Genomic DNA, 13,434 nt, shown 5'->3' with positions numbered 1-13,434 from the left:
TCTTTCGGCTTGATAGACCAATTTTTTGTGCAAATTCAACCTGAAATTATATTGTTGTAATATGGTGATAAATACTGGTTTTTCATAAAAATATGCTAAGTTATAACAAAGGATTTTTAGCACTGAATTGATGTATGAAAAAAACATATTTTACAATTTTACTTACATTGTGCTCATCTGTTGCGATGGCAAATGACAATCAAGCTGTAGTCGCAACAGAAGAAAATGATCGAGCTGAAAATTCGAATACCATTCGTATTGTGACTCGTCCAGAAATTGTTGGCCTATGGGGGATGCAAGTTGCCAACAATAATAAATGCATTGAATATTATAATTTTAAATCGAATAACAATGTCATTATTAAAAGTGGCCAGGAGTGGTCATCTGGAATTTATGATTTTCAACCAGCTCAAGAGGAACGTTCCTTATTATCTGCACTGGTTTTACAAGTAAAGTATGACAATAATGAAAAGGATTGTTCAGGTCTGCAAGAAGACCAGACTGGTGAGATTTCCCAATATTTCGTGCAGTGGAAAAATGCATCAACAATAAATTTTTGTAGTAATGAAAAAGCTGAACAGTGTTTTGCCACCTTGCGCCGTGTTTTACCTTAATTATTGTTCATGATTTTATAAATATATCGTTATACAGATAAAAAAAACCGCTCATAAAGAGCGGTTTTTTTATATCGGTTTACTTAAGACGCTTCTTGATAAGCTTCCAGCTTTTTCAATAAGTGTTTTTCCAGATAGTGAATATCCATCGCTTCTTTACAGAAGTTTTCATCTTCCAGAATCAAATCTCTATGTAAAGGAATGTTGGTTTTCACTCCGGTCAGGATCGTTTCTTCTAATGCCTGTTTCATACGTGCAATAGTCGTATCTCGATCTTTACCATGGGCAATGAGTTTTGCAATCATTGAGTCATAATAAGGCGGAATGCTGTAGCCTGGGTAAATATGCGAATCCATACGGATACCTGCACCACCTGGAGCATAATAATTTTCAATTTTGCCCGGAGATGGAAGGAATGTGGTTGGATCTTCCGCATTGATACGGCATTCAATGGCATGACCGCGTACTTCCACTTGATCTTGTTGAATTTCAAGGCCAAGTCCGCCAGCAATACGCAATTGTTGCTCAATAATATCAATACCAGTGACCATTTCGGTAACAGGGTGTTCAACCTGAACACGGGTATTCATTTCAATGAAGAAGAATTCACCATCTTCAAACAGGAACTCGAATGTACCCGCACCACGGTATTGCATAAGCTTACATGCATTAACACAGGCTTCTAAAATTTCAGCGCGAGCTTCTTCTGGTAAACCTGGAGCAGGTGCTTCTTCCAATACTTTTTGATGGCGACGCTGTAAAGAACAGTCACGATCATACAAGTGAATAGCATGGCCATTACCATCTGCCAAAACCTGAACTTCGACGTGACGCGGTTTTTGCAGGAAACGTTCCATATAAACCGTATCATCACCAAACCACATTTCAGCATCACGCTGTGCAGCCTGAACCGATTCAAGCAGGGTATCGACACGTTCAACAATACGCATACCACGACCACCACCACCAGAAGCAGCTTTAACGATCAGCGGGAAACCAATTTCTTTGGCTTCTGCAAGGGCATTGTGAATAGTCACTGCATGGTCACAGCCTGGTACTGTTGGTACACCGGCTTTCTTCATGGCAATAATGGCAGAAACCTTGTTACCCATCAGACGGATGTGTTCCGGACGTGGACCAATAAAGATAAAGCCAGAATTTTCAACAATTTCTGCAAATTCGGCATTTTCAGACAAGAAACCATAACCTGGGTGAATGGCATCCGCACCGGTAATTTCAGCAGCAGTAATAATTGCCGGGATGTTTAAATAGCTTTCGCTACTTGCACCCGGACCAATACATACCGCTTCATCACAAAAGCGTAAATGCATCAGGTCTTTATCGGCATCGGAATAAATACCTACGGTTTTAATTCCTAAAGTTCTGCAAGCTCGGGTGATGCGTAAAGCAATTTCACCCCGGTTTGCAATTAAAACTTTTTGCAACATTGTGAATCCCCGTGGTCTTAGGCGCGATAGCGGAACAATGGTTGACCGAATTGAATCACTTCGCCATTTTTCACCAGAATTTCTTCAATCACGCCACTTTGAGTTGCTTCAATCGGGTTCATGATTTTCATGGCTTCAATAATACCCAGTGTTTCACCTGCAGAAACGGTTTGGCCCACTTTCACGAATGGTGCTTCACCCGGGTTTGGTGCTGCATAGAACACACCAACCATAGGCGATGTTTCAACTGCACCGCGTGGTGTTTTTGCAGCAGGTGCTGCAGCTGCAGTAGCTACAGGCATTGCAGGAACAGCTGCTGCTACCACAGGATTGCGACGGGTGAGGGCGATGGATTGGTCACCCTCTTTAACTTCGATCGCTTGTAAGTCAGATTCAATCATCAGGTCGATGAGTTTCTTGATTTTACGGATATCCATGAGACAGTATTCCTAATTATGATTGCTTAGAAGGTTGAATTTTATCGATGGCGAATTCCAGTGCAGCGCTATAACCTTTTGCACCTAAACCACAAATCACGCCAACGGCTTTATCGGATAAATATGAATGATGTCGGAATGCTTCACGTGCGTGTACATTGGACAAGTGAACTTCAATAAATGGAATGGCAACACCAAGAAGCGCATCACGTACTGCAACAGAGGTATGGGTCAACGCCGCAGGATTGATAATGATGAATTGAACGCCTTCTTGTTGTGCCTGATGAATTCGGTCGACAATTGCACCTTCCCAATTGCTTTGAAAAGTATTCAGGGAAACAGATGCATTTTGAGCTTGAGCGATGAGCTTTTGATTTATATCGTCTAGGGTAAGGTGTCCATAAACTTCAGGTTCACGCATACCGAGTAAATTTAGATTCGGTCCATGAATAACCAAAATGGTTGAGCCCATTCAGCTTGCTCCAATTATAAGTTTGCAAATATACCTTGCAAGATGTCAGCAAAGTTTGCGTATTATGGCAAATAATCCCGTATTTCTATTATAATTTGTTTAAATTGATACGGAAGCTATGTGTCAAAACTGAGCTATATAATGAGAACTTTGCAGGGAATTGGCAATGTTAAAAAATGACATTTTTTATAATTATTACTAGTTCTTACATTGTAAGCTAAATTGACCAAAACAGTTCATTTATTTTGTGTAACAGTCACAGTAGAGTCATGAATAGGCAGCAATTCCTTCCAGCAGATGGTATCGCGTGGGGAGTGGTGCGGCTGTTTCATCTACCAGACCGAATTGGCAGAATGATAGACCACCTGTATACAATCCGATCTATAGCGTTGTTGCATTTTCAACAAGGTGTTCATTAAATTATCCCATTGTTGAATCAATGCTAAAAGTTGCCCTAAGCCATGAATATAGTGCTGTTTAACAGATAATGCACTAAAATGACTTCCACATTTCCACTTTCAAATATTTATAATTTATTTAAATAAAACATCTATTTGCTTTAATGAAAGCCAGCAAGTCATCGCTTGCATATTCAAGACTTAGCGCGTAAGACAGCCTATTTTTATAGGGTGGGCCAGATACCTTTTCATAGCGTGAACCATGGACACAGCTATACAATTGCTGCCGGTTTAAGCGTTTATGAGCACGGCTGACATGAAAAATCACTGCATGTTTGATAATTGATTTTTTGGTTAATACTGTAGCGAAACTGCGTGATGAAAGAATACTTTTTGCTGGTGTTACAGGATCATTGAATGTAGTACATGATTGACCTTTTAATTCAGGAATTGTCCGTGCAATCATCACCGAGAATTGTTTTCCGAGATGATATTTATTGGCAAAAGTTAAGTCATAGCAACTATAAAATTTATAGTCTTGAAACTGTTTGCCGTTTTTACGACCAATACCCAAATTTCGATGACCAGTGTTTCTACGAGCAGGCTTTCATAACTGCATAAGTCTAAATGTGGTAAATAGCACAGAGACTTATTTTGACAAAATAACTGGCCTGTTTGGCTTGGGTCTTAGTAATGCCACTCTTATGCAGCATAGTAAACTCAGTGATTGCTCAATGAGCTGGATTAAGACTCGACAATATTGTTCTAGATCAAAATATTTTGCATAACTGCTGTGCTGGTTAAAACAATCATCAATTTAAGGGGGAGTTGATGTTCTAAATCATCAGATGGAAATGCTGTTCCAGAATCCCCATCCCCAAAAGCGCTTTGACATATCTGTGTATAAAGCGTAGTTACTGAAAGATACTTTGACTCCTAACAGGCCAAGTCTATTGTTCAATTTTATAAAAATATAAGTACATTATTGGAAAGTATATATAACCACAGGTTGGCCATTTAAATGAGGATTAAATCTCCGTTCACAGCTTACATAGCAGTTAAGATCAATTAAGGCAAAAAGTTTGTTAGCCATTTTTCTTATTTTGAAATTGTAACGTTTTCAAGGTGAGGAAAATAAAATCGTTTATAAATTTCAATTTTTAAAAATTCGAATAATCAAGAGATCATTCGATAAAGAGCTTGAGCAGCATGTAAGGTTCAGTGTAATTAGCGTTAATAGCGTAAAGATGAGATTCAGTGATAGACTAAAAATCAGTAAATTAATATTTTGATCATTACAATGAATTAAGTCGAAACAGTTTGCAGGTTGGTTAATCAGAAATATCCGCTAGATTAATAAGAGTCGTAATTACATACGGCATATCCCTAGCAATCAGGGCTAGTAATCAATCGAAAGGATGGATATGAAAATGGCTAATCAACAACAATCGAATCCGCAAAGCGAAAATCAAAAGCATCAACAGCAACAGCAGCAACAAGACAATCAACGTCAGCAAAACCAAGGCAATCAACGCCAACAGCAGCAAAAAAACCCTCAACAGCAAAAATAATCCTAAAACTTGCTTAGGATTGATTATAAGCCTCAAGTTTACTTGGGGCTTTTATCTATCTTATCTGCGTATGTTAAAAGTAAAATTTTGATCTGTGCCGGCTATATATCAACTCATTAAATTTATTAGCGCAATTTTTTTAAAATACAGGTCACTACACCCCAGATCATCAATTGTTCTTCACTGCGCAAATAAATATCCGGATATTCTGGATTTTCTGCTTTTAACCAGATTTTCACTTCTCTATTTTTCTGTTTTTCTATCATTAATCGCTTAACGGTAAACTCATTATTAATTAAAGCCAAAACAATATCGCCATGTTCTGCGTTCAAGCTACGGTCAACTAAAATCTGGTCATCAATGTCTATACCAACATTCTTCATTGACAATGAATTTACCCGTAATACAAAGGTACTGGAGGCGTTGTGTACGAGATATTGATTTAAGTCGATAACGTCTTCCGTGTAATCCTGAGCCGGATAAGGAATATCGAGTTGGGTCTGAATCTGTATTGAATGTAGTTCAATCTTTTGACTACGATCATCTGCGGGTTTGGGTTTTAACCAGGACTTAATTTCAGATACTTTAGACTCGGGTACTCGCATGACCACAGTTTTTTCCTGATACTGGGTTTTGCGGCCAGCATTTTTGCGTTTTCCGCCGTGACCATATTGAGGGCTTATTGTAGATTCTGTTGTATCTTGTGGTTTCATTTACATCTTTTTTGATTTTGTAACATTTTCAAGATTAGCAAAAAATACTGAAAATAAAAAGTTTAGCTATGTTAAATCGTTCTAAGTTAAACTGTGGCTATTCGGTTTTTATCTGCCAGAGAAGCGCAATGTCAAAAAAATCCCAACAACTTTCACCCTTAGAAGAGCTGATTGCAGAACAGAAGTTATTGTGTGAGGAGTTCGATTCTGCTTACGTCCAGGTGAGTGGTGATGATGTCGTAGCTATTGCGGTTGAGACTTTAAATAAGGAACCGATTGTCGGGATTCGTAAAAAGCCTGAAACGGATGAAAATATTGGCTGGTTTATTTACGGGGGCGAACTCGAAGAGGGTGAAGACTTTTTCCAGACCATGACAGTTCGAGAGTTACAGGATATTTTACCTGAAGTGCTGCCATACTTGGCTTTGGCTGAGGGTTTCCGCTTTATGATTGATCGTGAAGATTATGAAGATGTGTGGAAAGAAGACCAATAGTGCATGAGCCACGGAATCTGTGGCTTTAATTAACTTCACTGCAAAGCGTTACATTTCTATGTTGGTGTATTTATAGACAATTATTGCGGCTATGTTAATATAATAAGCAAATACACCTTGTGTAAGGGGAGTTGCTCCATGACAGCTTATACCATCATGAAAGCAGGCAAATATGAGGATGACATGATTCCTGAACTTGCCATACATGCTTTCCGTCACGCCTTTAACAAAGCATGTGCGGTAGCAACGGTCGTCTATGTAAAAGATCAGCAATTACTACAACACGAAGCCAATGGACAAGAAACCGTGATTGCAGACCTGTACCAAAGCTATATAAGTGTTAATCATCTTCCTAAAGTTTTAAAACGCAAGAGAAAACAAGAGGCAGCTGTATAATAGAATGCCTCAACCAAGAATAAGGATGTTTGCCGGTCCGAATGGATCTGGAAAGAGCACAGTCAAAGAATATTTATTGCCCCATTATATTGGGGCTTATTTAAATGCCGATGAATTGGAACAGAATCTTCGCTTGAGTCAACGACTGGATTTAATGATCTATCATCCTGCCTTAAAAGCTCAATCCCTCATTGCTTTCCTTAAACAGAAAAAGCGTCCTCAATCCGGTCAGCTTTTGGCTTTACTGCAACATGAACCCACCATAATTGATGACTGGAATATCCAGTTTCAGGCATCAGAAATAGATTCTTATCTTTGCGCACGAATTATTGACTATATTCGCCTGGAATTTTTGCGCTTAAAAATCAGTTTTACTTTTGAAACGGTAATGTCTCATATCTCTAAAGTTGAATTTCTACAACAAGCACAGCTGCAGGGATTTAAAACCTATTTATACTATGTTTCTACGGTTGACCCGAGAATTAATATTGCCCGGGTTAAATACCGGGTGAGTGTAGGTGGACATCCTGTTCCGGAGCAAAAGATTGTGGAACGTTATTATCGCAGTATGGATTTACTCATGCAGGTGATTGATGCCAGTGATCGTAGCTATTTGTTTGATAATTCTTCTAATGGCGAAAAAGCCGCTTTTATTGCCGAGATTGAAGCGGCTGAAACATTGAAAATGAACCCTGAGGTTCAACAGTTACCGTGGTGGTTTGCAGAAAAAGTATTTAAAGAATTTAGCGAATAATTCTTTATATCAAGATCTTTGGGATTAAAAAAAACGGAAAAAATCAAACAAGATCTAACACCTGAATGGATATTATCTACCAATATGCTGGATTATTATGCGCCGTCCAAAGCGACTATATTTATTAAAATAGCCTAAGCAAGAATAACTTATTGAAGTTTATTTTCATACCAGTCCTTCTGTGATTCTCCTAAAAGGGCAGTGCAGTTACTTAACTCAATTCCATTCAAAAGTGTTATACGTTGAATAATCAAATTCAGGTTTTTCTTTATCATATTGTCATGATTATTGACCCGAAGATAGAAAAGAAGATCACGCTATACAAGAAATATTCTCCTGAATGAAACTACAACAAAAACAGATTTTGTTGAAATGCGTAACCGCAGTGATGCAACATTGTCTATGCCTAAACTGATTTTATCTGCTTAAAATTGCCTCTGAATTATTTTAAATAATTAAATCTAAAGTAAAAACAGGCTAAAAATAGGGCATTGAGCCTAATTCTTTCATCTTAAGAACTTCCAGTTTTATGCTCTTTTGAACATCTATTAAAACAGAACAATTCATTAAAATTTTGCCTATACCTACATAAATAGCCTAAGCAAAAAAAATATTTTAGGAAATTAACAATTGATTAAATACCTAATTTACTCAAAAATAATTTCATCTAAAAAGTAATGAAAGCACTCCATGATTTTAAATCACCAAATACATATTAATGAAACTGCTACAGCAAAAAATACGCTGGTATTTATTCATGGCCTCTTTGGCAGTTTAAGTAATCTAGGTATGCTGGCACGTGCATATTATGAATCTCATTCAGTCATTCAAATAGACATCCGTAATCATGGCCATTCAGCACATGCAACAGAAATGAATTATGCTGTCATGGCAGCAGATATTCTAGAAACATTAGATAGTTTAAATATTCAAAAATTCTCTGCTATTGGTCATTCCATGGGGGGAAAAATTGCCATGCAATTGGCAAATCAGGCAGGGCAGAGATTAGAACAATTGGTGGTTTTGGATATGGCACCATTTGCATACCAGGAAAGCCATCATAAGCAAATTTTTAAAGCTTTGTTTGCAGTCAAAAATGCACAAATTGAAAGTCGGCAGCAGGCGACCCAGATTATGCGTGAATATTTAAATGAAGAAATGGTGATCCAGTTTTTAATGAAGTCTTTTAATAAAGGCCAATGGTTATTTAATGTCGATGCTTTATTTAATCATTACTCAGAAATCCTGGATTGGAAGATGATCCAGCCTTGGCAAAAAGAGGCACTGTTTATTCGTGGTGGTAAATCTGCCTATATCAGTAAGGATGAACATTTCAGTGCCATCAAACAGCAATTTCCGCATGCTAAAATTCAGGTTATTGATGATGCTGGACATTGGCTGCATGCTGAAAAAACGCAACAAGTTCTGGATGAAATGAATCGATATCTAAACTAAGTTTAGATATCGAATAGATTCGCTGTTATTCAAAAGCTTCATTGATAGAATCGGCCAACAGTTGATCTTCAGCCGTTAACTGTTCAGCCATTGCAGCAGTTTTTTTGAGCCCCGGCATTCGATACTCGCTATGACCATAATCTTGAATGGAGGTCCAACGGCCCCCCCAGGTTAAACCGACCGATTCTGAAATGGTTCCATATAACTGGTAACCTCGCATTGCCCAGGGGTCACGTTCTGAAATAACCACTTTACCATTACGCTTAAATGCAACATCGGCAGCCAAACCAAACTGATGATAACTTTGAAAAGCTTTGGCTCGAGTAATATGACCATTGCCAGCCAGGGCATTCTGGCGCTCTGGACTACGGTAACCCTCTAATAAAACCATTTCATAACCATAACGTTGTTGCATGATTTTAAATACCATTAATAAACGCTGTTTATAACGTGGATTCATTTTATGCCATCGACGATCGGCAGATATGATATCTCCATGTAAATGTGAGATAGCTGAAGATTCTATTTTTGTCTGAATACTGGACTGGCTAGCCTCAATATGACTTGCGGAAATAATGGCTTCTTCAATTAAAGATTGTTCTACTTCAGGAGGAGGTGAAAGCATTTGCCCATCGAGCAAGGTATAAATTTGAGGATCTACTTCTTTTAAATAAGCTGCTTCAATTTTAGTCGGACTTACGGGGCGGGTAAAAGCAAAAATTAAGATAGTGGCAAATAATGAAAATCCAGCAACCAGTATCCACCATTGTTGTAAATGCCAATGCGACTGGAGTTGTGTAGGTGCAGCAGCATCATTGAACTGCTGAGCAAATTGCCTGGCAGAATATAATTGTTTCTTAGCTTGCGGAATAATGACCAAAAAGAATTCTTGTACTTTAAAGCGTAAATCATAAAAAAATAACCAGGCCAGACTGAAAGCCAGCACAATAAACCCCGTGAAAATAGCAATAATCATGGAAAGACGACACTTTCTGAAGATATTGCACGTGTTTTAGTCTCAGAAATATTTATATAAACTTGAGCCAATTCATCCGATTCACAGTCTTTTACCAGACTTTCTCTAGCACTTAGCTGCTGATTAACAAGTACGGTATATGACAAAGAGTCAACATCTTGAGTTTGAGGGAATTTAACTCGATGGTTGTCTTCTTGCTCAGGCTGATTTATTTTAAAGTCAGGTGGGCTGCCATGCATTTTTAAGCCTGTCGAAATTTGCTGCTTAAACAAATCTATATTGCTAAATACAGAATGCTTCTGAATTTTCTGCTGATCTAAACTGTTTAAAGAGGTCGGTTTTGAAGTGGTCATGTTCTATTTTCTTTTTTAATTTTTTATGGCAAATAAATCGTAATATAGGCTTGTTCAGCAGGCTGACTGATAATATTCTTATAAATAGATAATGACTTATGATTCTGATTTGAAAGCATCAAATTTAAAGATAAAAATGATAATAAAGCAAAAACTGCTAAAAAGACTAAAACTCCTCTAAATGGTAATTCACGATGAATGATATGTTTAATTTGATCAGGTAACGCGGCAAAGGGTGAAAAAGATGATTTTTTACCTTTTAAAAAATCAATTTCATCTCCAACTCTTGCCATCATATGATTCAAACTTTGTATGGACTCAATTCTAAATTTACCGTGAAAGCCAAGTAGCATGCAGTAATGAAAGACTTCTAGGGTTACTAATCGCGCTTTGCCTTGACTCCGCAATGACTCCAGAATTTCAAAAAAGCGATAGCCTGCGAGCTGTGAGCCAAAAAGGCTTAACTGTAAAGGACTAATCATCCAGTGATTCTGTAAATCAAAAAATTGTGCATTTGGTTGTGTCACAATGGTTTCATCAAGCAAAGCACAATAGGCATATTTTGCATCGTGAATATCAGCTGCTGAAAATTGCAGTTTTCGCGCCTGGTTCTCAAAACGATCTAACAGGGCTAAAATTTTCTCCTTAAATTCATCTGGATTTACTGGAATAAATTGATTTTTCAATAAAAAAACCACATAGAAACCCTCATGCAATAAATCAACTAGACTTGTTGCACTTGTGACGTTAGAAGTTGCAGTTCGGTTTAACCCCAAATCAATTTGACCATTTTCAAAAAGTAAAGGCATTTGATTATTCATATACCGCTTCCTTAGCCATTAATCACTGCAATAACATCAACTGAAATATCCTGAAAGCCGGCTGGGATATAAATACATATTGATTCAGCATCCAACATACGTTGATATAATTCATTATTGGGTTCAACTTCAAAATAACTGACACCAGAACGTACTGGAATTGCTGTAGGGACTTGCATGAGATGATGTAAAGGAATGACGGGAAGGGCAGCTACAACACGTTGTTCTACATCTACGGAATTACCCACTTTAAAACGCAGTGGGACTAACTGAACCAGCTCATGGCTTTGCATCAGACCACTCGAAACTGCAATATAAAGTTTCGTGTCACGGGTAATTTTGTCGGATTCCAGACTTCCAACCCAATACGAAGGACGTACTTCTTTTAAGGGAATGCTGATATAGCGATTTGAAATAATGGTATCGAGTAAATCACGCAGAATGGCATCGAGCTGTGAAAAGCTTTCTTGTAAATGATGATGTTTATAATGAGGTAATTGATCCACTTCATAGGTGGTAGAAAAAGTCAGCAGTGATCCGGTTAAACGCAGTAATTCAAAAAACAATCGTTCAGGATGAATATGCGGATATTGTAAAAGATGATTCAAGGAGGCATATGCGGTGTTTAAGGCATTCACTAACCAGAAAGAAACAATATCACCGGAACGGAATTCGATGAGTTTTTGCTCATTTTCACGATTGTTGCTTTGAATGGCCTTAATTTTCGCTTTAATAATATTCAGACTACGTTTTAAACCTGACATCAGGCTGGCAGATGCATCAATATGCAAGATTGGTGGAATAAACTTGCAATCAAATTCAAAATTTCCCGAACTTTGCCGTTTAACTTTTGCCACTGCTAAATATAGAAATCCATCCAGGTTATGATTGGGTTCAATGCCAGACTCAAGTAATTTAAATTCTGCACGGCGTCTTAACAAGGTAATATCTGCGGCTGTAGCATCGGTAAATAAATCATGTGTTTCAGTTAAGTGTGAGTGATAACGGCTAGGCTGGCTACTTTCTGCAAACGAGACATTGCGCTTATTGGGCTGAATATAGGTAAGGCCAAATAGATCGTTATTTCTCCGCGTAAAGTTAAGCTATCCAGTTGAATGGGCTCTGGTAATAAGTCACGTGCCGGTGCCTGATAAATTTCTCCATCTTGCCAAAGCATTTCTATTTTTTCTAAAGCCAGAACATGCGTACTTAATTGCACCTCATCAAATTGAATGGATTGAATCCCGTAAGCAAAAGGAATGGTTGATCGGATGGTGTGATTTAAACGCTGTTCATGATAGGCATCTTGCAATTGAAAATGTTGTGGACGTAAAAATAAGCCTTCGCCCCAAAGAATTTTTTCTGCTTTAAACATTAAATTTACCCGTTGTTATTCGTATTATGAGTCGTGTTATAAGGATTGTTTTTGTACACCCAAAAGTTCATGTACTGTTTCTAAAGGGTTCTCGTTTTTAATCACCTGGCTCAGCCATTCATGTAAAGGCATCTGGCTCCATTTAATTGTTTTTTGTAGTAAGTAACTGACCGGGCTATGCGGTTCATTGACCTGGAAGTAATCAGCAATATCTTGTAAAAGCTGCATGGCTTGTTCACGATTTGCTAAATGATTTTGTGCGTGTAGCTGAAATTTTTGTGCACTGGTTATCGCTGTCAGTGGATCAACAGCTTGGTTTACGGTTTTAGCTGAATAGGTCAGGTCAGTGATGGGGTTGGATGGATCTGTCATGCATACTGAACCAAATGCATCAGTTTTGTAGATTTTTTTCAGGCTGCCATGAATCGATTCTAGCTGAGAATCGATAGCTGCAAAACCTGGAGCATCTACACCCATGAGGCCATCTATTACATTTTTTAAAATATTCCACTGATTCAAAATTTCCCCAAAAGCCTGATAATTTTGATATTGGAAAGATTTTGACGTATTCAATAATGCCTGTTCAAATTGCTCTAGAGCTATATTGACATGACTGGTACTATTTTCTTCACTATGTTTACGGTGTAGATTTTGTTGATGTAATAAGCCATCATAGTCAATTAAAGAATAAAAAGGCGAAATATTTACCAAGGGAATATTCTTAATCAACATGGGCAGTTGATTAATCAGTCCTTGCAACAATCCCAGACGTTGATCCAAATCCTCCTCTTCAATTTTTGGATGTAACAGTATCCAGAAATCGTTTAAGCTACGTTGGGTTAATTCTAAACCTTTGGCTACTCCTTCAAAACCGTACAGATTGGACCAGGCTTCAACCAACCAGGTATATAAACGAATATCTTTGGTTTTTTCAGTCAAAAGTTCAATGGATTTATCCTTTACAAAACTCCAATCGGCCAGTTTCGGTTCTGTAATCCAATCACCTTGTTCTAAAAGTAAATCATCCTGAGTTCGTGCTTTTTTAATGGCATGGAACTCATTGGAAAAAGAACAATCCATCCTGCAAGGGGCTTCAGCTGAAATTGCTTTTAATAATCTTTCCAATTCTAAATTCATGTTCTGCCTTCTGTTTTTTT

Annotated in this window: 15 protein-coding genes and 1 pseudogene; 6 read left to right on the top strand and 10 right to left on the bottom strand. The window is 37.8% G+C overall.

All coding sequences use genetic code 11. The features are described 5' to 3' along the window. The first annotated feature begins 134 nt into the window (after positions 1-134). Positions 135-614: a hypothetical protein gene (locus ABJ384_RS07725; protein WP_086197360.1), complete on the top strand. Its 480-nt coding sequence runs from the start codon at positions 135-137 to the stop codon at positions 612-614. A gap of 83 nt (positions 615-697) precedes the next feature. On the opposite strand, the gene accC is transcribed toward ABJ384_RS07725, so the two are convergent. The 4 genes from accC to ABJ384_RS07705 form a co-directional block, all read right to left on the bottom strand. Further along, positions 698-2,062, bottom strand: coding sequence for an acetyl-CoA carboxylase biotin carboxylase subunit (gene accC, locus ABJ384_RS07720; RefSeq protein WP_086197359.1), 1,365 nt, complete (start codon positions 2,060-2,062; stop codon positions 698-700). Between the two features lie 17 nt (positions 2,063-2,079). Beyond that, entirely contained in the window at positions 2,080-2,499 is a 420-nt protein-coding gene (accB, locus tag ABJ384_RS07715) for an acetyl-CoA carboxylase biotin carboxyl carrier protein (RefSeq protein WP_086197358.1), read from the bottom strand. A gap of 16 nt (positions 2,500-2,515) precedes the next feature. Continuing rightward, positions 2,516-2,971, bottom strand: coding sequence for a type II 3-dehydroquinate dehydratase (aroQ, locus tag ABJ384_RS07710; protein WP_349926523.1), 456 nt, complete (start codon positions 2,969-2,971; stop codon positions 2,516-2,518). Positions 2,972-3,508: 537 nt separating this feature from the next. After that, a complete protein-coding gene (locus ABJ384_RS07705; RefSeq protein ID WP_240921616.1) occupies positions 3,509-3,943 on the bottom strand; it encodes a hypothetical protein in 435 nt (144 codons plus the stop codon). An 856-nt stretch (positions 3,944-4,799) separates the two neighbouring features. On the opposite strand from ABJ384_RS07705, the gene ABJ384_RS07700 reads away from it, so the two are divergent. Next, positions 4,800-4,940, top strand: coding sequence for a hypothetical protein (locus ABJ384_RS07700; protein ID WP_166169875.1), 141 nt, complete (start codon positions 4,800-4,802; stop codon positions 4,938-4,940). Positions 4,941-5,065: 125 nt separating this feature from the next. Here the strand turns inward: ABJ384_RS07700 and umuD are convergent, their stop codons facing one another. After that, entirely contained in the window at positions 5,066-5,653 is a 588-nt protein-coding gene (gene umuD / locus ABJ384_RS07695) for a translesion error-prone DNA polymerase V autoproteolytic subunit (protein WP_349926520.1), read from the bottom strand. Between the two features lie 128 nt (positions 5,654-5,781). On the opposite strand from umuD, the gene ABJ384_RS07690 reads away from it, so the two are divergent. From ABJ384_RS07690 to ABJ384_RS07675, 4 genes are all read left to right on the top strand, one after another. After that, on the top strand, positions 5,782-6,147 hold the full coding sequence (locus ABJ384_RS07690; protein ID WP_349926518.1) for a hypothetical protein: 366 nt from the start codon (positions 5,782-5,784) through the stop codon (positions 6,145-6,147). A 138-nt stretch (positions 6,148-6,285) separates the two neighbouring features. Then, positions 6,286-6,543: a hypothetical protein gene (locus ABJ384_RS07685; RefSeq protein WP_349926516.1), complete on the top strand. Its 258-nt coding sequence runs from the start codon at positions 6,286-6,288 to the stop codon at positions 6,541-6,543. Between the two features lie 4 nt (positions 6,544-6,547). Beyond that, positions 6,548-7,297 carry a zeta toxin gene (locus ABJ384_RS07680; RefSeq protein ID WP_349926514.1) on the top strand — a complete coding sequence of 250 codons (750 nt, stop codon included), beginning with the start codon at positions 6,548-6,550 and terminating at the stop codon, positions 7,295-7,297. Between the two features lie 690 nt (positions 7,298-7,987). Next, entirely contained in the window at positions 7,988-8,752 is a 765-nt protein-coding gene (locus ABJ384_RS07675) for an alpha/beta fold hydrolase (RefSeq protein ID WP_349926513.1), read from the top strand. Positions 8,753-8,777: 25 nt separating this feature from the next. Here ABJ384_RS07675 and ABJ384_RS07670 read toward each other — a convergent pair whose 3' ends face one another. The 5 genes and pseudogenes from ABJ384_RS07670 to tssA all read right to left on the bottom strand — a co-directional run bounded on the left by ABJ384_RS07670 (position 8,778) and on the right by tssA (position 13,414). After that, positions 8,778-9,728 carry a M15 family metallopeptidase gene (locus ABJ384_RS07670; RefSeq protein ID WP_349926511.1) on the bottom strand — a complete coding sequence of 317 codons (951 nt, stop codon included), beginning with the start codon at positions 9,726-9,728 and terminating at the stop codon, positions 8,778-8,780. Further along, positions 9,725-10,081, bottom strand: coding sequence for a hypothetical protein (locus ABJ384_RS07665; RefSeq protein WP_349926509.1), 357 nt, complete (start codon positions 10,079-10,081; stop codon positions 9,725-9,727). Before ABJ384_RS07665 ends, ABJ384_RS07670 begins: the two co-directional genes overlap by 4 nt. A 23-nt stretch (positions 10,082-10,104) precedes the next feature. Next, positions 10,105-10,902: a DotU family type IV/VI secretion system protein gene (locus ABJ384_RS07660; protein WP_349926508.1), complete on the bottom strand. Its 798-nt coding sequence runs from the start codon at positions 10,900-10,902 to the stop codon at positions 10,105-10,107. A gap of 11 nt (positions 10,903-10,913) precedes the next feature. Next, positions 10,914-12,277: pseudogene (gene tssK / locus ABJ384_RS07655) on the bottom strand (type VI secretion system baseplate subunit TssK). Between the two features lie 36 nt (positions 12,278-12,313). Further along, the gene (tssA, locus tag ABJ384_RS07650) at positions 12,314-13,414 is read right to left on the bottom strand and encodes a type VI secretion system protein TssA (protein WP_349926507.1); all 1,101 of its coding nucleotides are present in this window, start codon (positions 13,412-13,414) and stop codon (positions 12,314-12,316) included. Positions 13,415-13,434 lie beyond the last annotated feature (20 nt).

Origin of the sequence: Acinetobacter sp. A1-4-2 (assembly GCF_040233925.1) — a bacterium.
GTDB lineage: Bacteria > Pseudomonadota > Gammaproteobacteria > Pseudomonadales > Moraxellaceae > Acinetobacter.
The sequence above is the reverse complement of the archived record's forward strand: the minus strand, read 5'-3'. Positions and strand labels throughout refer to the sequence as shown.